Origin of the sequence: Aquincola tertiaricarbonis (genome assembly GCF_023573145.1) — a bacterium.
Classification (GTDB): Bacteria; Pseudomonadota; Gammaproteobacteria; order Burkholderiales; family Burkholderiaceae_C; genus Aquincola; species Aquincola tertiaricarbonis_B.
Map to the genome: position 1 here is coordinate 3,510,717 of NZ_CP097636.1, position 22,016 is coordinate 3,532,732.

The 22,016-nt window shown below is 72.3% G+C and carries 14 protein-coding genes; 7 read left to right on the forward strand and 7 right to left on the reverse strand.

What is annotated here, in order from left to right; genetic code table 11:
* The first annotated feature begins 57 nt into the window (after positions 1-57).
* Positions 58-957, forward strand: a complete 900-nt coding sequence (locus MW290_RS30715) for a DMT family transporter (protein WP_250198123.1) — start codon at positions 58-60, stop codon at positions 955-957.
* On the opposite strand, the gene putA is transcribed toward MW290_RS30715, so the two are convergent.
* The gene (putA, locus tag MW290_RS30720) at positions 949-4,698 is read right to left on the reverse strand and encodes a trifunctional transcriptional regulator/proline dehydrogenase/L-glutamate gamma-semialdehyde dehydrogenase (RefSeq protein WP_250198124.1); all 3,750 of its coding nucleotides are present in this window, start codon (positions 4,696-4,698) and stop codon (positions 949-951) included. The two genes, MW290_RS30715 and putA, sit on opposite strands and share 9 nt — an antisense overlap.
* 157 nt (positions 4,699-4,855) lie before the next feature.
* Here putA and MW290_RS30725 point away from each other — a divergent pair, with 157 nt between their 5' ends.
* On the forward strand, positions 4,856-5,782 hold the full coding sequence (locus MW290_RS30725) for a LysR family transcriptional regulator (protein WP_250198125.1): 927 nt from the start codon (positions 4,856-4,858) through the stop codon (positions 5,780-5,782).
* Between the two features lie 186 nt (positions 5,783-5,968).
* Positions 5,969-9,016, forward strand: a complete 3,048-nt coding sequence (locus tag MW290_RS30730; RefSeq protein ID WP_250198126.1) for a sensor histidine kinase — start codon at positions 5,969-5,971, stop codon at positions 9,014-9,016.
* Here the strand turns inward: MW290_RS30730 and MW290_RS30735 are convergent.
* Positions 9,013-9,975: a LysR family transcriptional regulator gene (locus MW290_RS30735; RefSeq protein ID WP_250198127.1), complete on the reverse strand. Its 963-nt coding sequence runs from the start codon at positions 9,973-9,975 to the stop codon at positions 9,013-9,015. The genes MW290_RS30730 and MW290_RS30735 overlap by 4 nt on opposite strands.
* Before the next feature lie 55 nt (positions 9,976-10,030).
* Here MW290_RS30735 and speB point away from each other — a divergent pair, with 55 nt between their 5' ends.
* Positions 10,031-10,993 carry an agmatinase gene (gene speB, locus MW290_RS30740; protein WP_250198128.1) on the forward strand — a complete coding sequence of 321 codons (963 nt, stop codon included), beginning with the start codon at positions 10,031-10,033 and terminating at the stop codon, positions 10,991-10,993.
* Here the strand turns inward: speB and MW290_RS30745 are convergent.
* The gene (locus tag MW290_RS30745) at positions 10,980-12,125 is read right to left on the reverse strand and encodes a branched-chain amino acid ABC transporter substrate-binding protein (protein WP_250198129.1); all 1,146 of its coding nucleotides are present in this window, start codon (positions 12,123-12,125) and stop codon (positions 10,980-10,982) included. The genes speB and MW290_RS30745 overlap by 14 nt on opposite strands.
* A gap of 32 nt (positions 12,126-12,157) precedes the next feature.
* Entirely contained in the window at positions 12,158-15,727 is a 3,570-nt protein-coding gene (locus MW290_RS30750) for an indolepyruvate ferredoxin oxidoreductase family protein (protein WP_250198130.1), read from the reverse strand.
* A 187-nt stretch (positions 15,728-15,914) separates the two neighbouring features.
* Between MW290_RS30750 and MW290_RS30755 the strand changes: the two genes are divergently transcribed.
* From MW290_RS30755 to MW290_RS30765, 3 genes are all read left to right on the forward strand, one after another.
* Positions 15,915-16,475 (forward strand): Lrp/AsnC family transcriptional regulator, encoded by a 561-nt coding sequence (locus MW290_RS30755; RefSeq protein WP_250198131.1) that lies wholly within the window; start codon positions 15,915-15,917, stop codon positions 16,473-16,475.
* A gap of 36 nt (positions 16,476-16,511) precedes the next feature.
* A complete protein-coding gene (locus MW290_RS30760) occupies positions 16,512-17,387 on the forward strand; it encodes an EamA family transporter (protein ID WP_250200142.1) in 876 nt (291 codons plus the stop codon).
* A gap of 279 nt (positions 17,388-17,666) precedes the next feature.
* Positions 17,667-18,089, forward strand: coding sequence for a globin domain-containing protein (locus tag MW290_RS30765; RefSeq protein WP_250198132.1), 423 nt, complete (start codon positions 17,667-17,669; stop codon positions 18,087-18,089).
* 1 nt (position 18,090) lies between these two features.
* Here the strand turns inward: MW290_RS30765 and mltA are convergent, their stop codons facing one another.
* The 3 genes from mltA to apaG all read right to left on the reverse strand — a co-directional run bounded on the left by mltA (position 18,091) and on the right by apaG (position 21,916).
* Complete coding sequence (gene mltA, locus MW290_RS30770) at positions 18,091-19,281, reverse strand: murein transglycosylase A (RefSeq protein WP_250198133.1); 1,191 nt, start codon at positions 19,279-19,281, stop codon at positions 18,091-18,093.
* Between the two features lie 126 nt (positions 19,282-19,407).
* Entirely contained in the window at positions 19,408-21,531 is a 2,124-nt protein-coding gene (gene tlpB / locus MW290_RS30775) for a transporter-like protein TlpB (protein ID WP_250198134.1), read from the reverse strand.
* Between the two features lie 16 nt (positions 21,532-21,547).
* Positions 21,548-21,916: a Co2+/Mg2+ efflux facilitator ApaG/CorD gene (gene apaG / locus MW290_RS30780; RefSeq protein WP_250198135.1), complete on the reverse strand. Its 369-nt coding sequence runs from the start codon at positions 21,914-21,916 to the stop codon at positions 21,548-21,550.
* Positions 21,917-22,016 lie beyond the last annotated feature (100 nt).

Consider the following 22,016-nt stretch of genomic DNA (forward strand, 5'->3'; position numbering starts at 1 on the left):
AACGCTGAGGCGGGTGAGAATCCGCCCCATGCCCACCTGCTGTAAACCGGACCGCCTGTGAGCGCGGTCCAGCGGCCGCTACAGGCCATCCTCTTCGTCGTGTTCGCCGTCGCGTGCTTCGCGGTGCTGGACACGGGCACCAAAACCCTGAGTGCGGTGGTGCCGGCCGTGATGGCCGTCTGGTTCCGCTACCTGTTCCAGGCGCTGGTCACGGCGGTGGCCATGCTGCCGCGGCGCGGACTGAAGCTGCTGCACACCCGACGTCCAGGCATGCAGTTCGCGCGCGGGGCGTTGCTCACGGCGTCCAGCGTGTTCTCGTATTTCAGCCTGATGCACATGCCGATCGGCGAGTTCACCGCCATCGTGATGCTCACGCCGCTGATGATCACCTTGATGGCCGCCACCTCGCTGGGTGAGCGCATCTCGCCGCTGCGCTGGGTGTGCGTGGCCGGCGGCTTCGTCGGCGCCATCACCGTCATCCGCCCCGGCAGCGACATGTTCACGCTGGCCAGCCTGATGCCGCTGGGCCTGGTGGCCACCAACGCCGCCTACCAGGTGCTGACCAGCCGCCTGGCCCGCACCGAAGACGCGGCCACGATGCACTTCTACACCGGCTGCGTGGGCGCGGCGCTGCTGTCGGTGCTGCTGCCTTTTGTGTGGACCACGCTGCCGGCCGAGGTGTGGGCGATGTTGGTGGGCATCGGCGTGTGCAGCACGCTGGGCCACTACCTGCTGATCCTGGCCTACGGCAAGGCACCGGTTGCGGTGCTCACGCCCTACCTTTACATGCAGATCGTGTTCGCCACGCTGGCCGGCTGGGCCGTGTTCGCGCACATGCCCGACGCCTGGGCCATCACCGGCATCCTGACCATCGGCGTGTGCGGCGCGCTGGGCACCTGGCTTACCGCGCGCGACCAGGCGCGGGTGGCGCAGGCGCGCGCGGCGGCTTCAGCCTAGGGTCATCAGGCTCGCATTGCCCCCCGCCGCGGCGGTGTTGACGGACACGCTGCGCTCCAGCATCAGCGGCTCCAGGCTGAAGACGCCTGGCTGCAGCCGGCCCGGCGCGGCCACCTGCAGGCCGACGATGGGGCCGCTGCGTGACGCCAGCTGCCGGCTGGCGTGGCGGGCGTCGTCGGGGTGGCCGTGCAGCAGCACCGCGTCGAACGCCGCCTCGGCCAGTGCCTGCGCGGCGTCGCCGGGCAGCAGCCGCACCTGGGCACGCAGCGCGGCCGGCAAGGCCTGCTGCAGGCCGCGTGCCGCGGGGCTTTCGGGCCACAGCGCGGTGGAGCCGACGGCCAGCACATGGGCCAGCTGGCACAGCCGCTCGTCGCGGTCGTCGGCCATCGACAGGCACAGCACCGCCGCGCGCGGCAGCAGCCGGTAGACGTTGCGTTCCCCAGTCGGGCCGGGCAGCAGCTGCTGCAGGCCCGCCGGTGACACCGCGGCCAGCGCGCTGCACAACGTGGCCAGCCAGGGCGCACCGGGCTGGCTGGCGGCCAGGGCCTGCAGCGGGGCCTGCACCGCGCGGGCCGCGGGTTCCAGCACGGCCGCGGCCGCGGCGCCGCCCTCTGCCACCGGCCCGGCCACCAGCCGCCGCAGGTACAGCGGCCCGCCGGCCTTGGGGCCGGTGCCTGACAGGCCTTCACCCCCGAAGGGCTGCACGCCCACCACGGCGCCGACGATGTTGCGGTTGACGTACTGGTTGCCGGCATGCACCCGCTCGGTCACCAGCGCGATGGTTTCGTCGATGCGGGTATGCAGCCCCAGCGTCAGGCCGTAGCCGGTGGCATTGATCTGGTCGATCAACGCCGGCAGCTCGTCGCGCCGGTAGCGCAGCACGTGCAGCACCGGGCCGAAGACCTCGCGCTGCAACTCGGCCAGCGACGGGATCTCGATGACCGCTGGCGGCACGAAGCTGCCATGCGCCAGCACCGCCGCATCACCGCCCAGCCGCTGCACCGCATGGCCGCGCTCGCGCAGCGTGGCGATGTGCGCTTCGATGCCGGCGCGCGCTTCTTCGTCGATCACCGGGCCGATGTCGGTGCTCAGCTCGTCGGGTGGCGCCAGGGTCAGTTCACGCAGCGCGCCGTGCAGCATCTTCAGCACATGGTCGGCCACGTCCTGCTGCAGGCACAGCACACGCAAGGCGGAGCAGCGCTGGCCCGCACTGTCGAAGGCCGAGCTGATCACGTCGGCCACCACCTGCTCGGCCAGCGCCGACGAGTCCACGATCATCGCGTTCTGGCCGCCGGTCTCGGCGATCAGCAGCGGCGGCCGGCCCTGCGCATCCAGCCGGCCGGCCAGGCTGCGCTGCAGCAGCCGCGCCACCTCGGTGGAGCCGGTGAACATCACGCCGCGCACCCGTTCGTCGGCCACCAGCGCGGCGCCCACCGTTTCGCCACGGCCGGGCAGCAGCTGCAGCGCGCCGCCGGGTACGCCGGCCGCGTGCAGCAGCTGCACCGCCTGCGCGGCGATCAGCGGCGTCTGCTCGGCCGGCTTGGCCAGCACGGTGTTGCCGGCCGCCAGCGCGGCGGCCACCTGGCCCACGAAGATGGCCAGCGGGAAGTTCCAGGGGCTGATGCAGACGATGGGCCCCAGCGGCCGGTGCTGCTCGCTCAACTCGCGCCGGGCCTGGGTCGCGTAGTAGCGCAGAAAGTCCACCGCCTCGCGCACCTCGCCGATGGCGTTGGGCAGGGTCTTGCCGGCTTCGCGCACGATCAGGCCCAGCAGCGGCTGCATCTGCGCCTCCAGCGTGTCGGCGGCGCGCTCCAGCAACGCCGCGCGCTCGGCGGGCGGCGTGGCGGCCCAGGCCGGGCCGGCGGCCACGGCGGCGGCCACGGCATCGGCCGCGTCGGCGGTGGTGGCCTCGGTCACCTGGCCCACCACGTCGCGGCGGTCGGCCGGGTTGGTCACCGGCTGCGGCGTGCCGGCCGTGCGGGGCTGACCGCCAATCAGCGGCAACGCCTGCCATGCGGCGCCCGGGCGCAGCAGTGCGCCGGCCAACGAGGCCAGCCGGTGCTCGTTCGACAGGTCGATGCCGCTGCTGTTGGCCCGCTCGGCCCCGTACAGCGCACGCGGCAGCGCAATGCCCGGGTGCGGCAGGCCGGCCTGGCCTTCGGCCTGCGCGGCGGCGTCCACCACCGCCACCGGGTCGGCCACCAGCTGCTCGATGGGCACGGCTTCGTCGGCGATGCGGTTGACGAAGGAGCTGTTGGCGCCGTTTTCCAGCAGGCGGCGCACCAGGTAGGCCAGTAGCGTCTCGTGCGTGCCCACCGGTGCATAGATGCGGCAGGGCCGAGCCAGGCCGCCCTCGGCGCGCGGGCCCACCACCTGGCTGTACAGCGGCTCGCCCATGCCGTGCAGGCACTGGAATTCGTACTGGCCGGCGTAGTAGTTCTGCCCGGCCAGCTGGTAGATGGCGGCCAGAGTGTGCGCGTTGTGGGTGGCGAACTGCGGGTACACCGCCTCGGGCGCGGCCAGCAGCTTGCGGGCGCAGGCCAGGTAGCTCACGTCGGTGTGCACCTTGCGGGTGTAAACGGGGTAGTCCTCCAGCCCGTCCACCTGCGCGCGCTTGATCTCGCTGTCCCAGTAGGCGCCCTTGACCAGCCGCACCATCAGTCGCCGCCGTGTGCGGCGGGCCAGGTCGATGATGAAGTCCAGCACATGCGGGCAGCGCTTCTGGTAGGCCTGCACCACGAAGCCGATGCCGTGCCAGCCTTCCAGGCCCGGGTCGGCGCACAGCTGCTCCAGCAGGTCGAGCGACAGCTCCAGCCGGTCGGCCTCCTCGGCGTCGATGTTCAGGCCGATGTCATAGCCGCGGGCCAGCAGCGCCAGCTTCAGCAGCCGGGGGTACAGCTCGGTGAGCGTGCGGCCGACCTGCGCCCGGCTGTAGCGCGGGTGCAGCGCCGACAGCTTGATGGAGATGCCCGGCCCTTCGTAGATGCCGCGGCCGGCCGAGGCCCGGCCGATGGCATGGATGGCGGCCTCGTAGGCGGCCAGGTAGCGCTGCGCGTCGGCCTCGGTCAGCGCGGCTTCGCCCAGCATGTCGTACGAATAGCGGAAGCCTTCGGCCTCGCGGCGGCGGGCGTTGGACAGCGCCTCCTCGATCGTCTGGCCGGTGACGAACTGCTCGCCCATCAGCCGCATGGCCATGTCCACGCCCTTGCGGATCAGCGGCTCGCCGCTCTTGGCCACCACGCGAGCCAGCGCCTGCGCCAGGCCGGTTTCGGTGTGGGTGGTGACCAGCTTGCCGGTGAGCACCAGGCCCCAGGTGGCCGCATTGACGAACAGCGAGCCGCTGCGGCCCAGGTGCGAAGCCCAGTCGCCGTCGCCGATCTTGTCGCGGATGAGGGCATCACGCGTGGCCGCATCGGGGATGCGCAGCAGCGCCTCGGCCAGGCACATCAGCGCCACGCCTTCCTGCGACGAGAGCGAGAACTCCTGCACCAGGCCCTGCACCAGGCCTTCGCGGCCGCCGGCCGACTTGCGCTCGCGCAGCCGCGTGGCCAGCTGGCCGGCCAAGGCCTGCACCGCGGCGGCCTGGGCCGCGGGCAGCCGGGCCTGCTCCAGCAGCACGGCCACGGCCTCCGGCTCGGGTCGGCGATAGGCGGAGGTGATGGCCGCGCGCAGCACGCTTTGCGGGCGCAGGCGGGCGGCGAACTCGACAAAGGGCCGGGGGGCTTCGGTGACAGCATTCATGAGGCGCTCGACTCGGCTATGGCGCAGGCGTGAATTCACCTGCCGCGGTGTGTCGGCCCACTATAGGAAGCGCCCCGCCCCGCCGCAATGGCACAGCCAGACGGCTTGCCGATGCAGTCATCGCTTTTTGCGATGGCTGCCAGCGCATACTGGCGGCATGGACCTGCGGCAGTTGAAGTACTTCGTGCGCATCGTGGAGCTGGGCGGGCTGTCGGCCGCCGCGCAGTCGCTGCACGTGGCGCAGCCCTCGCTCAGCCAGCACGTGGCCAACCTCGAGGCCGAGCTGGGCCTGCCGCTGCTGGAACGTGGCGCCCGCGGCGCTCGGCCCACGCCGGCCGGCCGCCGGCTCTACGAGCAGGCCAAGGCCCTGCTGCGCCAGGCCGGCGACATCCCGGCGCTGGTGCGCCAGGAGGGCGGCGACGTGGCCGGCCATGTGCGCCTGGGGCTGCCGGCCAGCACCTCGCGCCGGGTGGCGGTGCCGCTGCTGCGCGCGCTGCGCCTGGCCCACCCGGGCGTGACGCTGGAGATCGTGGAAGGCTCCACCGCCTACATCGCCGAGATGCTGCAGCGCCACCTGCTGGACCTGGGCGTGGCGGTGCACCCCGGCGACGACGCGCGGCTGGACGTGCACCCGCTGGTGACCGAGGAACTGATGCTGGTGGGGCCGCCTGGTGAGGCCGCGCCCGGCCCGGTGGAGGTGGCCGAGCTGGCGGCGCTGCCGCTGCTGCTGCCGGCCTTCCCGAATGCCATCCGCGTGCGCATCGAGCAGCTGTGCAACGCCGCCGGCCTGCGCTACCGGCTGGTGGCCGAAAGCGCCGCCGCGCAGGTGATGGTGGCCGCCGCCCAGGCCGGCATCGCCTGGACCATCCTGCCCTGGTCGGCCTTCGAGCATGAAGACCCGGCCAGCCTGAGCTGGCGGCCCATCGCCGGCCGCGCCTTCACCCGCACGCTGGCGGTGTGCGGCAGCCGCGCCGCCAGCGGCCAGCCGGCGGGCGAGGCGGTGCGCCGCCAGCTGCAGGCGGTGGTGGCCGCGATGCTGGCCGAAGGCGGCTGGCCGCAGGCGGAGCTGCCGGTGCGGCGGTAGCTCCGCCCGAAGCGCACCAAGAGACGACCGTGCTGCCGCACAATCCGGCCGCCCAGCCCACAGGCCCCGCCGCCACCCATGCGCAGGATGAAGCAGTCAGTCAGTACCCGCAGGGCCCGATGGCCGGCCGGCATCGCCCCCACCCACCGCACGCCGCGCCGCGGTCCGACGCGCTGGCTGCAGGGGATGCTCGTCGCCCTGGCCGTGCTGCTGGCCACGCCCGGCTGGGCCCTCGACCCGCGCCAGCCGCTGCGCGAGCTGCACCACCAACGCTGGACCGAGCTGGAAGGCGGCCCGGCCGAGGTGGTGTCCATCGCACAGACGCCCGACGGCTTCTTGTGGCTGGCCACCGGCAGCGGCCTGGTGCGTTTCGACGGCCAGCGCTTCCTGCGCGTCAACCTGTTCCCCGACCAGCCCACCCGCGGCCAGGGCTTGTCGCATGTGCTGGCGATGGCCGACGGCTCGCTGTGGCTGGGCCTGCGCACCGGCAGCCTGGCCGTGCACCGGCTGGCCGATGGCACGCTGCGCCGCTATGGCAAGGAAGAAGGGCTGATCGGCAACCGCGTGATCGCGTTTGCGCACGACGACGCAGGCGCCGTGTGGGGACTGACCTTCGCCGGCCTGCTGCGCTTCGACGGCCAACGCTGGCACAAGCAGCGCGACGAGGTGGGCTACCCGCATGACGACGGTTTCAGCCTGTATCGGCTGGGCGACGGCCGCCTGGCGGTGAACAGCGTGGACGGCGGCGTCTACCTGCGGCCGGCCGCCGGCGGCGCCTTCCAGCGGCAGACGGGCCAGCCGCGCACGGCGCAACAGACCTTCGAGGCCGACGGCACCCACTGGGTGTGGCAGCAGGACGGCCTGCTGCGCCGCCTGCCACCGGGCGCCCACGAAGACCGCTGGCGCCTGCCGGCCAGCAGCATGGGCAACCTGCGCAGCGACGGCCGCGGCAACCTCTGGGCCACCGACCACGCCACCGGCCTGCGGCGGGTGCGCCATCTGCCGGGCGCAGCCGCTGGCACGGCCACCGAGGTGGAGGCCTTTAGCGCCCGGCAGGGCCTGAGCAGCGATGCCGTGCTCGACCTCTTCGTCGACCGCGACGGCGACCTGTGGGTGGGCACCCTGCGCGGGCTGGACCACTTCAGCCGGCCCGGTGTGCACCCCGCGCCCGCACCGTGGGACACGCTGGGTCCCGCCCTGGCCCCTTCGGCCGGCGCCGGGGTGTGCCTCATCTCGCCCTGGGCGCAGCCCGCCTGCGTGACGGCGGCCGGCGACGTGCGGCCGCAGCCGGGCTGGCCGGGCGACAACGGCGGCTCCGCCGTCGCGCGCGACCGCCAGGGCCAGGTGTGGTTCGGCGGCCAGATGGGCTTGTGGCCCGCGCAGCCGGGCAACGCCAGCCAGCGCATTCCCTGGCCGGGCGCGCCGGGCACCGCGCTGCCGCTGTTCTCCTTCGCCTTCGGCCCGGACGACAGCCTGTGGGCCGCCGTGGGCGCGGCCGGCGTACTGCAGCGTCAGGGCGGCCGATGGCTGCCGCGCGACGAACGGCTGCCGGCCGGCACCGCGGTGGCCGTGGCGGTGGACGAAGCCGGCGCCACCTGGATCGCGCAGGCCGAGGGCCGCGTGCTGCGGCTGCGTGGCGACGAACTTCGCCGCTTCGATCTGCCGGCCGGTCGCGTGGGCACGCTGCAGCTGGCCGCGGGCCAGGTGTGGGTGGGCGGCGAATTCGGGCTGGTGGCCATCAGCGGCGACCAGCTGCGGCCGGTACCGCCGGTGGACGGCCGTCCGCTGGGGCTGGTGATGGGCATCGTGCGGACCGCCGACGGCAGCCTGTGGCTGAACGAAGCCGAAGGCGTGGTGCAGGTGGACGCCGCCTCGCTGCGCCGCTGGCTGGCGGACCCCGCCGCGCCGCTGGCCGGCCGCCGCCGCGGCCGCGAGGACGGCCTGCCGGGCACACTGCCGCCGACGCGGCCCTCGCCTTCGATGGTGCTGGCCGACGACGGCCGGCTGTGGATCACCCGCACCGCCGCCCTGTACTGGCTGGACCCGCAGCAGCCGCTGCCCGCGGTGCGCCCCTCGGCCCCGGTGGTGGACGAGCTGCAGGCGGCCGGCCGGCGCTGGCCGCTGGCCGGCACCGGTGGCCGGCCAGTCGGGCCCACGGTGCTGCCGGCCGGCACCACCCAGCTGCGCATCGCCTACGGCGCAGCCAATCTGCAGGCGCCCGACCGCACACGCTACCGCCACCGCCTGGTGGGGCTGGAGAGCGACTGGCAGCCGCCTGACAGCCGGCGCGAGGCCAGCTACACCAACCTGCCGCCGGGCGACTATGTGTTCGAGCTGGAATCGGGCACCGACGATCCGGCCTGGCAGGCCAGCGGCCGCACCACGCTGCCGCTGCGCATCACACCCGCGCTGCACCAGACGGCCGCCTTCCAGGCCGGCATGGGCCTGGCCGCGCTGCTGGCGGGCTGGGGCCTGTGGCGCGCCGCCACCCGGCGCGCGCTGCAGCGCATGCGCCACCGGCTGCAGGTGCAGCAGGCCGAGCGCGAGCGCATCGCCCGCGACCTGCACGACCACCTGCTGCAGGGCACCACCGCGCTGACCCTGCAGGTGCAGGCCAGCGTCGACACCCTGCCCGACGACCACCCCGCCCGGCAGCGCCTGGCGCTGGCGCTGGACCGCGCCGACGACGCCCTGCGCGAGACCCGCGCCCGCGTGGAAGGCCTGCGCGCCCATGCCGACGGCCGCGCGCTGCTGCCGGCGCTGCAGGTGGCCGTGGCCGAAGTGGTGGGCGGCACGACCGCGCAGCCGGTGGTGGCGGTGCGCAGCAGCGGCGAACCGCGCCCGCTGTGGCCCTGGGCCACGGCCGAGCTGTACGAGGTGGCGCTGGAAGCGCTGCGCAATGCGCTGGCCCATGCGCAGGCGCGGCACATCACGCTGCTGCTGCACTTTGCGCCCGATGCGCTGCACCTGACGGTGCGCGACGACGGCCGCGGCCTGCCTGCCGACCTGGATCTGGCACAGGGAAGGCCGGGCCACTTCGGGCTGCGCAACATCCGCGAACGGGCCGCGCTGCTGCGCGCGGTGCCGGTGTGGCGGGCCGCCGAAGGCGGCGGCACCGAGCTGTGGCTGCGGGTGGATGCGGCCCGGGCCTATGCGCCGCAGCCGCGCCGCTGGCGCTGGCCACTGCGCCGCAGCCCGGACAGGCACGCCGAGGCCGGGGCCGGCGAGCTCTAGGCGCCCGGTGCCGACAGCGCGCGGATCAGCTGCCGCAAGGCCGGCGAAGCCTTGCCACGGCGGCAGATGAGCACGATGTCCTGCCGGTGCGCATACCGCGCCGGCTGCACCCGCCGCAGCGGCTGAAGCGCCGTGGTGCCGGCCACGTAGTGATCGGGCAGGAAACCCGCATGGCGGCCGGTGAGCACCAGCAGCGCCACGCCTTCCAGGCTGTCGGCGCGGGCGCTGCCTGCGGCCGTGCCCGGCGGCACCGGCAGCAGCGCCGGCGGCAGCGTGTCCACGTAGGGGTCGGTCACCAGCGCGGCGTCTTCCAGCCGCAGCGTCGCCGCTTCATCGCCGGCCCAGGCATACCAGGGGTGGCCGGGCGCCACCCACAGGCTGTTGGCCTCGGCATACAGGCGGTGCTGCTCCAGCCCGGCGGGCGCGGTGCGGGCGGCCACGATGCCGGCGTCCAGCGTGCCGGCCAGCAGTTCACGCTCGATCTCCAGCGGCCGGCGTGCGGCCAGCTGCCACTGCAGCCCCGGCACCGCCTGCGCGCAGCGGGCCAGCAGCGCCGGCACCCGGCCTTCGGTCAGCAGCGCGTCCACCATGCCCAGCCGCAGCACCGGCGCCGCCGCCGCGCCGCTGAAGGACGCCAGGTCGTCGCCGAAGGCGCGCATCGCGCCGAAGAGCCGGCGCGTCAATGCCTGCAGGCGCAGACCGTCTTCCGTCAGCTGGAAGCCGCCGCGGCCGCGCCGCGCCAGCGTGGCGCCCAGCAGCGCTTCCAGCTCGCGCAGCTGCTTGCTGACGGTGGACAAATCGAGCTGCAGCTCCACCGCCGCCGGCGACAGGCCGCCCGCCGCCGCCACCGCGGCGAAGGTGCGCAGCAGCCGCAGCTGCGCCTCGCCCAGCGGCGCGCCGGGCGCTGCCGCGCTGTCGATGCTGGATGGCTGTGCCAGTGAACTTGCCCGCCGGGCCATGCCGTGTCGCTCCTGGGTCCCGTACCCTTGCCGCGCATTCTCGGAGCTGCACGCCATGTCCCTCGATCCCACCGCCCACGCCTTTGCTTTCCTGTCGCAAGGCAGCTTCCTCAAGGGCGCCGCGGCACTGCCGGGCCAGCTGGCGCCCCAGCCCTACGGCGTGGCCGGCCTGGCCTGGGACGGCTCCACCACCAACCGGCCGGGCGCCCGCATGGCGCCGCGCGCCATCCGCACCGCCAGCCACATGCTGTGCGACGGGCTGCACCCGCACTTCGGCACCACGCCCATAGCCCAGCTGGTGGACCTGGGCGACCTGGCACTGCCCAACACCTCGCTGGTGGCCATGCGGGCCGCGCTGGCGGAGGCGCTGCCGGCGCTGCTGGCGGCGCGCCACATGGTGTGGCTGGGCGGCGACCATTCGGTGACGCTGCCCATCCTGCGGGCGCTGAAGGCGCAGCAGGGCCGGCCACTGGCGGTGATCCACTTTGACGCGCACTGCGACACCTGGGAAGACCACTTCGGCGAACCCAGCGGCCACGGCACCTGGGTCTACGAAGCGATTCAGGAAGGCCTGGTGGTGCCCGAGTGCTTCACGCAGCTGGGCATCCGCTCGGCCGGTGACCGGGCGGCGCGCGAGTACGTGCGCGACCAGGGCGGCCAGATCTTCACCGCGCGCGACCTGCGCGGCCTGGAAAGCCCGGCCCAGCTGGCGGGCGTTGTGGACGCCATCCGCCAGCGCATCGCCGCGGCCGGCCACCCGCCGGTGTACCTGAGCCTGGACATCGACTGCCTGGACCCGGCCTTCGCCCCCGGCACCGGCACGCCCGAGCCGGCCGGCATGAGCACCGCGCAGGTGATGACGCTGCTGGAAGAACTGGCCGACCTGCCCTTCGTGGGCATGGACTGCGTGGAGGTGTCGCCGCCCTACGACCATGCCGAGCTGACGGCCTACGCGGCCGCCAGCTTCGTGTGGACTTACCTGAGCGGGCGGGTGGCCGCCCAGCTCAATAAGAGCTGACCGCGCTCGGCTGCCCGCCCTTGAAGGTGAACACCGTCACCGGCGACGACTTGAGGTCGCGCTGGTTGTCGAACTCGTAGGTGCCGGCCGCGCCCTTGTAGCTGCCCTTCTGCATCGCCTCGGCCACCTTGGCCGGGTCGGTGCTGCCGGCCTTCTGCATCGCCTGGGCGATGAGGTGCACCGCGTCGTAGAAGTTGACGGCATAGGTCAGCGGATCGCGCTGGTTGTTGGCCGCGCGGTAGGCCTGCACGAAAGCCTGGCCCTCGGAAGCTCTTTGGATCATCGCGCCGCCCTGGGTGCACCAGACGTTCTCGCCCACCGCATCGCCGCCGGCCAGTTTGGCGGTTTCGCTGGAGCACAGGCCGTCGCCGCCCAGCAGTTTGGCGGTGATGCCCAGCTGCTTCATCTGCCGCGCCATCGGGCCCGCCTGGGCCGAGTAGCCGCCGAAGAAGATGGCATCAGGCCGCGCGGCCTTGATGCTGGTGAGCACCGGCGTGAAGTCGGTGGCCTGGCCCGAGACGTATTCGCTCTTGACCACCTGCAGCCCGTTGGCCTTGGCCGCGTTGCTGAACTCCTGCGCCAGGCCCTGGCCATAGGCGCTGCGGTCGTCGATCACGGCCACTCGCTGCAGCTTCAGTTCCTTGGCCGCGTACAGCGCCATCTTCACGCCCAGCGCGGTGTCGGCCGCGCCCACACGGAACAGGCGCGCAAAGCCCTGCTGCGTGATCTTGGGGTTGGACGACACCGTGGCCACCACCACGCCGCCCTGGTCGTACACACGTGAGGCGGGCATGGTCACGCCCGAGTTGTAGGGCCCGACGACGAACTTGACGCCGCCGTCCACGAGCTTTTGCGCCACGGCCACGCCCTGGCGCGGGTCGGCCTGGTCGTCCTCGGCCTGCAGCTTCAGCCGCAGCGGCCGGCCGCCCACGCTGAGCTTGCGGGCGTTGACTTCGTTGACGGCCAGCTGCGCGCCGGCCAGGTTGTCCTGGCCGTTGCCGCTTTGCGGGCCGGACAGCGGGCTGCTCAGCCCGATGGGCACCACCAGCTCCTGCGCGCGTACGGCGGCAGGCAGGGTCAGCGCCACGGCCAGGGCGGCGCCTTGCAGGCACAGGTTCGGGGTTGGGTTCAAACGCATCTTCAGGATCGGATCAGGTCAAGGGTTCAGGCCACGCGGCGCGCAGCCGGGCTGCCGCCGGCGCGCCACTGTGCCATCAGGCCGTCCCACTTCGGGCGGGCGGTGGCCAGGTGGCGGGCCTTCACATGGCCGTAGCCGCGGATCTGCTCGGGGATGCTGGCGATCTCCACCGCCAGCGGCAGCCGCTCGGCGTTCAGGCCCTGCAGCAGTTCCAGCACACAGGCCTTGTACTGCTCGATCAGCGCGCGCTCGGTGCGGCGCTCTTCAGAACGGCCGAAGATGTCCAGTGCGGTGCCGCGCAGGCCCTTCATCTTGGCCAGTACGCCGAAGGCGGTGTGCATCCACGGACCGAAGGGGCGCTTGACCAGCTCGCCGCGCTCGTTGGTCTTGGCGGTGAGCGGAGGGGCCAGGTGGTGCACCAGCTTGTAGTCGCCCTCGAACATCGCGGCGATCTTCTCGTCGAAGCCGGTCTGCGTGTGCAGGCGCGCCACTTCGTACTCGTCCTTGTAGGCCATCAGCTTGAACAGGTAGCGGGCCACCGCCTCCGACAGCCGGGTGCCGCCCAGCGGGCTTTCGGCCTGCCGCACCTGGTCGACGAAGCGGCGGTACTGCTCAGCGTAAGCCGCGTTTTGGTAGTCGGTGAGGAAGCTCACCCGCTTGGCCACCAACTCGTCGATCGACGGCTTCTTGACGAACTGGATCACCTGCGCGGCCTTGAACAAGGCCTTCACCGCCGCCAGGTCATGGGCGCAGCGGCGGCCCCATTCGAAGGCGGCCTTGTTGTTGTCCACCTGCACGTTGTTCAGCTCCATCGCGCGCATCAGCGCGGCATGGCCCAGCGGCACCCGGCCCTGCTGCCAGGCGTAGCCCAGCATCAGCGGGTTGGTGTAGATGCTGTCGCCCAGCAGCTGCACCGACACTTCCTCGGCATCGAAGGCGCCCAGCCCGCCCGCGCCCACGGCCTGCGCCAGCGTGGTCTCGCAGCCGGCCGGGAACTGCCAGTCGGGGTTCTGCACGAAGGCCGCGGTGGGCGAGCCATGGGTGTTCATCGCCACGAAGGTGCGGCCCGGCTTGATGACGGCCATGGTGGCCTTGTTGGCGCCGACGATGGGGTCGCAGGCGATCACCAGATCGGCCTTGGCGGTGTCCACCTTGGTGGTGAAGATGGCATCGGCGCGGTTGGCGATCTGGATGTGGCTCCAGGTGGCGCCACCCTTTTGCGCCAGGCCCGCGGCATCTTGCGTGACGACGCCCTTGCCTTCCAGGTGCGCGGCCATGCCCAGCAACTGGCCGATGGTGATGACGCCGGTGCCGCCCACGCCAGCCACCACGATGCCCCAGGCCTGCTCGGCCAGCGGCAGCGCGGGCTCGGGGATGGGCGGCAGCGTGCTCAGGTCACCCTTCTTCTCTTTTTTCGGCTTCTTCAGCTGGCCACCTTCCACGGTGACGAAGCTGGGGCAGAAGCCCTTCAGGCACGAGTAGTCCTTGTTGCAGCTGTTCTGGTTGATGCGGCGCTTGCGGCCGAACTCGGTGTCCACCGGTTCCACGCTGAGGCAGTTGCTCTGCACGCTGCAGTCGCCGCAGCCCTCGCACACCAGCTCGTTGATCACCACCGTCTTGTCGGGCGTGGCCATCTTGCCGCGCTTGCGGCGGCGGCGCTTCTCGGTGGCGCAGGTCTGGTCGTAGATGATGGCCGTGGTGCCCTTGAGCTCGCGGAACTGGCGCTGGATCGTGTCCAGCTCGTCGCGGTGGTGCACCGTGACGCCGGGCAGCAGGCTCACGCCCTGGTACTTCTGCGGCTCGTCGGTGACGATGACGGTCCTGGCCACGCCCTCGGCGTCCAGGCTCTTCATGATCTGCAGCACCGAGTGGCCTTCCGGCCGCTCGCCCACCTGCTGGCCGCCGGTCATGGCCACGGCGTCGTTGTAGAGGATCTTGTAGGTGATGTTCACGCCCGAGGCGATGCTCTGGCGAATGGCCAGCAGGCCGCTGTGGAAGTAGGTGCCGTCGCCCAGGTTGGCGAACACATGCGCATCGGTGGTGAACGGCGCCTGGCCGCTCCAGGCCACGCCTTCGCCGCCCATCTGGCTGAAGGTCACGGTGCTGCGGTCCATCCAGGTGGCCATGTAGTGGCAGCCGATGCCGGCCAGCGCGCGCGAACCTTCGGGCACGCGGGTGCTGGTGTTGTGCGGGCAGCCCGAGCAGAACCAGGGCGCGCGCTCGCCGCTGCCGCCGGCCGCGTTCACCGTCACCAGCGCACGCTCGGCGGCCTCGATCTCGCGCAGCCGCGCGTCCATGCGCGCCGCCACGTCGGCGGGCACGCCCAGCTTCTTCAGCCGCTTGGCAATCGCCTTGGCGATGATGGCGGGCGTGAGGTCGGCCTTGGCGCGCAGCAGCCAGTTCTCGCTGGGGTTGGGCATGGCCCATTCGCCACCGGTCAGGTCGCCTTCGGGCTCGTCGAACTTGCCCAGCACGTTGGGCCGCACGTCGGCACGCCAGTTGTACAGCTCTTCCTTCAGCTGGTATTCGATGACCTGGCGCTTTTCTTCAACCACCAGGATCTCTTGCAGGCCCTGCGCGAAGTCGCGGGTGATGGTGGCTTCCAGCGGCCACACCACGTTGACCTTGTGCAGCCGCACACCCAGTGCGCGACAGGTGTCGTCGTCCAGGCCCAGGTCGGCCAGCGCCTGGCGGGTGTCGTTGTAGGCCTTGCCGCTGGCAATCAGGCCGAAGCGGTCGTTCGGCCCGGCGATCACGTTGTAGTTGAGCTTGTTGGCCCGCACGTAGGCCAGCGCGGCGTACCACTTGTAGTCCATCAGCCGCGCTTCCTGCTCCAGCGGCGCATCGGGCCAGCGGATGTGCAGCCCGCCCGGCGGCATCACGAAGTCCTCGGGCAGCACGATGCGCACGCGGTCGGGGTCCACCGACACCGAGGCCGACGACTCCACCACTTCCTGGATGGTCTTCATGCCCGACCACACGCCGGAGAAGCGGCTCATCGCAAACGCATGCAGGCCCATGTCCAGGATGTCCTGCACGCTGCTGGGAAAGAACACCGGCAGGCCGCAGGCCTTGAAGATGTGGTCGCTCTGGTGCGGGGCGGTGCTGCTCTTGCTGATGTGGTCGTCACCCGCAATGGCGATCACGCCACCGTGCTGCGAGGTACCGGCCATGTTGGCGTGCTTGAACACGTCGGAGCAACGGTCCACGCCCGGGCCCTTGCCGTACCAGATGCCGAAGACGCCGTCGAACTTCTTGCTCTGCGGAAAGAGGTCGAGCTGCTGCGTGCCCCACACCGCGGTGGCGCCCAGTTCCTCGTTCACGCCGGGCTGGAACACGATGTGGTTGTCGGCCAGGTGCTTGCGCGCGGACCACAGCGCCTGGTCGTAGCCGCCCAGCGGCGAGCCGCGGTAGCCGCTGATGAAGCCGGCGGTGTTGAGCCCCGCGGCCAGGTCGCGGGCGCGCTGCAGCATCGGCAGCCGCACCAGCGCCTGCACGCCGCTCATGAAGGCCCGGCCGCTGGCCAGCGCGTACTTGTCGTCGAGGCTGACGGTTTCCAGGGCGCGGCGGACCGACTCGGGCAAGGGTGCATTCATGCGGGGTACTCCAGTGGCGATGGCGAGGCTGGTGGGCGCTGGCGAAAGGCGCGTCAGGCTCGTGACCCGGCGCGCCCGCGTCGTGCTGCCAGTGTAGATTTGGCAGCCCGTGAAGTCTTTTCGTTGTTTGCTCGATTACCATGGTTTTGAGCAACGTTCTTTCTCGCAGGCTCGACTTACTGACCAAATGCCATCGCGAATTGCCAGATCAGGGAAAACCCCAGTCACTTCGGATACGGCGGCCGGCGGTGCCGAGCCGGAGCGCAGCGGCACCGACCTGGACCGCTACGACGTGGCCATCCTGGAGGCGCTGCAGCAGGACGCGCGGCTGTCCAACGCCGAGCTGGCGGCGCGCATCGGCCTGTCGGCCGCACCCACCTGGCGGCGCGTCAAATGGCTGGAGGCGCAGGGCTACATCACCGGCTACCGCGCCGAGCTGGACCGCCGCCGCATCGGCCTGGGCGTGCTGGCCTTCGTGCGGGTGGATACCGAGCGCAGCAGCGGCGCCGCCACCAAGGTGCTGGAAGAGGCGCTGCGCCAGCTGCCCGAGGTGACGGCCTGCCACTACATCAGCGGCGCCGGCACCTTCGAGCTGCAGGTGATGGCGGCCGACCTGGACGCCTTTTCGCGCTTTGCCACCGACACGCTGCTGAACCTGCCGAACGTGAAGGACATCCACACCAGCTTCTCGCTGGGTGAGGTGAAGTCGGGCGCGGCGCTGCCGCTGGCCCACCTGAAGAAGAAGTAGAGACCCTGGATGCCCCACTCCGAGACCCGACGCGGCCTGCCGCTGCTCCACCTGCTGCTGGCGCTGGCCGTGGTGGCGGTGTGGGGCACCAACTTCGTCATCATCAAGCAGGCACTGATCCGCCTGCCGCCGCTGCTGCTGGGCACGCTGCGCTTCGTGTTCGCGGTGCTGCCGGCCATCTTCTTTTTGCCGCGGCCCGCGGTGCCCTGGCGCCAGCTGGCGGCCTACGGCGTGTTGATCGGCGCCGGCCAGTTCGGCCTGCTGTTCATCGCGATGCGGGCCGACATCACGCCGGGCCTGGCCTCACTGGTGGTGCAGACGCAGGTGTTCTTCACCATCGGCCTGTCGATGTTCATCCACCGCGAGCGGCTGCGCGGTTTCCAGTGGCTGGCGCTGGCGCTGGCGGCCGGCGGGCTGGGCATCATCGCCTCGCACACCGACGCGCACACCACGCTGCTGGGCCTGGCGCTGGTGCTCACCGCGGCCATGTGCTGGGCGGCCGGCAACCTGGTGGCCAAGGCCGCCGGGCCGGTGAACATGCTGGCCTATGTGGTGTGGGCCAGCGTCTTCTCGGTGCCGCCGCTGCTGCTGCTGTCGCTGGTGGTGGAAGGGCCGGCGCTGATCGCCCACAGCCTGCAGCACGCCGACGCGGCCGCCTGGGGCGCGGTGCTGTGGCAATCGGTGGGCAATACCCTTTTCGGCTACGTGGCCTGGGCCTGGCTGCTGGCCCGCCACCCGGCGGCCACCGTCTCGCCGATGGCGCTGCTGGTGCCGCTCTTCGGCATGGGCGCCTCGGCCCTGGTGCTGGGTGAGCCGATGCAGCCCTGGAAACTGGGCGCCGCGGCGCTGGTGATGGGTGGGTTGGCTTTGAACCTGCTGGGGCCGCGGCTGTGGGCGCCTGGCAAGGGCTGATTGGGCCGCCAAGCTCGCTGCGCTCGCGTCCCCCCGTGGGAGATCTCTGTGCTGATCCGGGCGGCGCATGCACGGCCGGCCTGGGGCAAACCCGGTAGGCGCCTGCGCCGCGCCGGTGCGCGGCCCTTGCTGTCATCGGGCTGTCGTGCGCCGCCCGCATGCTGCGGCGGGCGTGCCGGGCGGTGTACGCCCTCACCCGCACCGGGCCGGGGCGGCACCGTGCTTGCATCCGCTTGTCGCGCGGCGGTCGGCCGTGCACCTTTGACGGGAGCCCTTGCCATGAACGACTACACGATCCAGCTGGTCAACGAAAGCTTCGATCTGGTGGAGCCGATGGCTCCGCAGGCGGCCGCGCTGTTCCGAGAGAACCTGGTGCAGGCCGCCCCCACGCTGCAGACGCTGCTGCACAGCGACGCCGGCGCCCCTGGCGAGCAGCTGGTGCTGGCCATGGGTGAGGCGCTGCGCCAGCTGCGCGAGCCCGACGACCTGCTGCCCGCGGTGGAAGGCCTGGGCCGCCGCCATGCCGGGCTGATGGGCCTGCGCGACGAAGACTACGACGCGGTGGGCGGCGCCCTGCTCAAGACGCTGGAGCAGGGCCTGGGCCCCGCCTTCGACGACGAGACCCGGGCCGCCTGGATCGACGTCTACAGCGCCATGGCCGGTGCCATGAAACAGGTGAGCCGCAGCGCTTCGGCCGCCTGATTCACTTCGGGGCCAGCGCCCACATGCGCAGCCGCTGCTTCATGCGGCCGGCCTGCTGTTCGGCCACCTCGCCGGGGCCCCAGAAGTAATCCGCCCGCACCGCGCCCACGATGGCGGTGCCGGTGTCCTGCGCCAGCACCAGCCGCCGCAGCGGCGTGTTGGACAGCGGCTCGGTGGTGTCCAGCCACACCGGGGTGCCGTAGGGCACGCTGCGCGGGTCCACCGCGATGGAGCGCTCGGGCGTCAACGGCACGCCTTGCGCGCCGCGCGGCCCGGCGCTGGGGTCGGGCAGCGGTTCTTCGCGAAAGAACACGGTGCGCGGGTTGCTCCACAGCATCTCGTTGACGCGGCGCGGGTTGCGCCGCGCCCACTCGCGGATGGCCGGCCAGGAGGCGGTGTCGGGCGTCAGCTCGCCCTGCTCGATGAGCCAGCGGCCGACCGACTTGTAGGGCTGGTCGTTGTGGCCGGCGAAGGCCACGCGCAGCACCTGCACCCGGCCGTCGGGCTCGGTCACGCGCATGCGGCCCGAGCCCTGGATCTGCAGCACCAGCGCGTCCAGCGGGTCGGCCACGTAGGCGATTTCACGGCCCTTGAGCGCGGCCTGGGCGGCCGGCAGCGTGTCGATCTGCTGGCGCGTCCACCACGGCTTGCGCTGGCCCAGGTCGGCCGGCGCGCGGTGCAGCGGAATGCGGAAGTTGCCGCGCGGCAGCCGACTGGCTTCCACCAGCGGCTCGAAGTAGCCGGTGATCAGGCCGTCGGGGTCGGGCCGGTCCAGCGCCTCGATGCGGTAGGGCTGCAGCCGTTGCATGAACCACTGGCGGGCGCTCCCGTCGTCGGCCGGCGGCGGCGACAGCAGCGCCTCGGCGCACAGCCGGCTCCAGCCCGGGGCCGGGCGCTCGCAGCCGCGCACGAAGGCGCGCCAGGCGTCGGCGGCGCGGTCACCGTCCCAGCCGGGCAGCTCGGACCAGCCCACCGGAATCCAGCGCGCATTGGGCCGGTCCAGGGTGCCGGGCGGCCAGCTGGCCGGCGCCGGCACCGAAGGCGCGGTGGCCACCGCTGCCGGGCTGGTGGGTGCCGGTGCGGGCCGGGGCGGTTCGTCGGGCGGCGGCAGCGGCGTGGTGGTGCAGGCCGCCAGCACCGCGGCGGCGGCCGCGCCCAGGGTGGCGCGAAGGGTTCGGTAAGCTCGGTGCATGTGGCTACTTCTGCTGGAAGCGCTGGGTGCGCTGGCCGTTCTCATCTTCATCGTCTGGTGGACCATGTTCTCGGGCCGGCGCAAGGGCGAACGGCGCGACGACCGGGACGAGCGCTGAACCTCAGCTCATGATTTTGGTGGCACCAGGAAGCTCAGCGGCTGGGTGACCAGCCGGCGGCGGATGGCCGCGTAGATGTGCTTGCGCTCACGCACGCGGATGCCGCGCGAGCGCATCGCCACCTTGAAGGCCAGCCAGAAGCTGACAGTGAGGTTGAGCATGCCGGTGAGCACGATGCCGGCCACGCACCACCAGAAGGGCGCCGTCTGCAGCAGCGAGGCGCCGTGCGCCCCCACCGCGGCGGCCAGCTGGCCGGTGGACAGGGTGACGTGGCGCACCTCGATCGGCAGGCCGAAGAAGGCGGCCACCACCGGCACCACGCCCAGCATCATGCCCAGCGACACGTTGGCCGCCAGGCCCGAGATGTTGTGCCGCCACCAGTTGGCCCAGCGCTGCGCCCGCGCCGGCCCCAGGCGGGCGACGATGCGCGGGTTCCAGGCGATGGCGCCGTCCAGCCGGTGGAAGACGAACCAGTTCTCGGTCCAGCCGGCGATCAGCGAGCTGGCGAACAGCAGCACGCCGGTGAAGGCGGCATACAGCGGCGTGGGGCCCAGCAGCGTCAGCGAGTGCAGCACGTAGTCGGCCTCCTGCGGGCCCACCAGCGGGCGGCCGAAGGCCACCTGGCACAGGTACTGCACCGCCAGCACCACCGGCCCGCACACCGCCAGGTTGCCGACGATGCCGGCCACCTGCGAGCGGATCAGGTGCGCCACCTGGTCGACGAAGCCTTCCACCGCGGCCACGTCGTCGGCCTGGCCGCGGGTGCTGGCGGCGCTGCGCACCTCGGCCAGCTTGGCGGCCATGGCAGGCGCCGTCATCGCGGGCTGCTTGGTGGCCACCGTCCAGTGCAGCAGCATGATGAGCACGAAGCTCAGCGCGTAGTTGGCACCGGCCCAGAAGCCGCCCCAGAAGGCCGACAGCCCCAGGGCCATGACGCCGAACTTGACGTAGGTGGTGCCGGCGATCACCAGCCCGCCGCCGGCCGCGCGGCGCAGCATGCCGGCGTATTGCTGGCGGGTGCGGGTGATGTAGTGGTCGCCCGTCTCGGCGCTGCGCTCGGCCACCTGGCGGGCCAGCTGCGAGTAGTGCCGCGCCATCAGGTTGCGCAGGCCACGGCGGCGGCCAGCGACCTGCACCAGCGTGCCCAGCAGGTGGCGCACGTCGGCGGCCGGCTGCTCCGACAGCAGGCAGCCCAGCAGCTGCTCCACCCGCTGGCAGCGCTCGTGCAGCTGGTCGATCTCGAAGACGATGTCCACCGAGACGCCGTACTCCTCCAGGTGGTCGACGATGCTGTCGGTGGCGCGGCGGCAGGTGTCCAGCAGCGCCCGCAGGTACACCGTGGCCTGCAGCGAGACCTCGCGCTCGCCGGCCAGCACCGCGCTGCGCACCTGCTCGGTGGCCAGTGGCAGCTGGCGGAACGGCTCCGAAGCCAGCAGCGCCGGGCTCATGCGCTGGCGCAGCGGCGGCGAGAAACCGGCCGCCTGCACCGCGCTCACCAGGATGGAGATGGCGTCCAGCAGCGTCTGCCGCCACACGGTGGGCTGGATGCCGGGGCGGGCCTCGGCCGGCGCCGCACTGGCGGCCGGCAGCGGCGTGGCCATCTCCTGCGGCATGGCGCCGCGCGGCACCACCAGCTGGGCGATGCGGTCCAGCAGTTCCTCGTCCAGCCGCTCGATCCAGTCGGCGTCGCTGCCGCGGAACAGCAGCGGAAACAGCGCCGCCAGGTCGCGCGTGGCCGGCGAGCCGGGCAGCACCTCGGCGCGCAGCCGCTGCCACAGCTCGCTGCGCAGCGCCATGCGGTGTGAGAAGCCGAAGTCGGCCAGCAGCGCGACGGCGTCGATCTCGCGCCAGAAGGCGTGGAACATCGCCTGCACCTGCGCCTTGTGCTCGGGGCTCTGGTCCAGCACCCGCAGCAGGTGGCGCAGGCGCAGCACCGGCATCGGCGTGCTGCGCTCGGGGCGGGCGGCGGCGCCTTCGGTGCCGGCAGCGGCCTCGCGCCGCGTGGGCACGTGGCGCAGCCACTCCATCAGGCGCACCAGCCACATGTGGCGTTCGGGCTGGGCGGCCCGGCCGTCTGCGGCGTTGAGCAACGCCGTCAGGTCCCAGGCGATCGTGGGTTTGGCGGCCGACACGGTGTGCGGGCCCGCGTCAGTGAAGCTGCTGCGGCTGCGCCAGCATGAATTCCGGGATCTCGGCCTCGAAGGGGTAGGCCTGCTCGGTCATGCAGAAGAAGGTGCCGCGCATGGTGCCCTGCGCGGTCGGGATGCGGGTCCAGCTGGTGTATTCGAAGCTCTGCCCCGGGGCCAGCAGCGGCTGCTTGCCCACCACGGCCAGGCCGCGCACCTCCTCGGTGTGGCCATGGGCGTCGGTGATCACCCAGTGCCGGGCCACCAGCTGCGCGGCCACGTCGCCGCTGTTCACGATGGTGATCGTGTACGCGAAGGCGTGCTGCCCATCCTGGGACTGCTCGGGCAGGTACTGGAGCTTGACGGTGCAGCGGAACTCGGGATTTGCCATCGCCGGCATTTTAGGAGCCCCCGGACATGAAGGGGGTGGGCAGGAATAGTGCACGCCCGGCCGTTGGTTCAGGGGGGTGGTGCCCACCAAAGGGGGTAGC

Coding starts and splice junctions, on each gene's coding strand:
- putA (WP_250198124.1), bottom strand. CDS start 4,698: ATGAATGCTGTCACCGAAGCCCCCCGGCCCTTTGTCGAGTTCGCCGCC.
- MW290_RS30730 (WP_250198126.1), top strand. CDS start 5,969: ATGCTCGTCGCCCTGGCCGTGCTGCTGGCCACGCCCGGCTGGGCCCTC.
- MW290_RS30735 (WP_250198127.1), bottom strand. CDS start 9,975: ATGGCCCGGCGGGCAAGTTCACTGGCACAGCCATCCAGCATCGACAGC.
- speB (WP_250198128.1), top strand. CDS start 10,031: ATGTCCCTCGATCCCACCGCCCACGCCTTTGCTTTCCTGTCGCAAGGC.
- MW290_RS30765 (WP_250198132.1), top strand. CDS start 17,667: ATGAACGACTACACGATCCAGCTGGTCAACGAAAGCTTCGATCTGGTG.
- mltA (WP_250198133.1), bottom strand. CDS start 19,281: ATGCACCGAGCTTACCGAACCCTTCGCGCCACCCTGGGCGCGGCCGCC.
- MW290_RS30725 (WP_250198125.1), top strand. CDS start 4,856: ATGGACCTGCGGCAGTTGAAGTACTTCGTGCGCATCGTGGAGCTGGGC.
- MW290_RS30755 (WP_250198131.1), top strand. CDS start 15,915: ATGCCATCGCGAATTGCCAGATCAGGGAAAACCCCAGTCACTTCGGAT.
- MW290_RS30750 (WP_250198130.1), bottom strand. CDS start 15,727: ATGAATGCACCCTTGCCCGAGTCGGTCCGCCGCGCCCTGGAAACCGTC.
- apaG (WP_250198135.1), bottom strand. CDS start 21,916: ATGGCAAATCCCGAGTTCCGCTGCACCGTCAAGCTCCAGTACCTGCCC.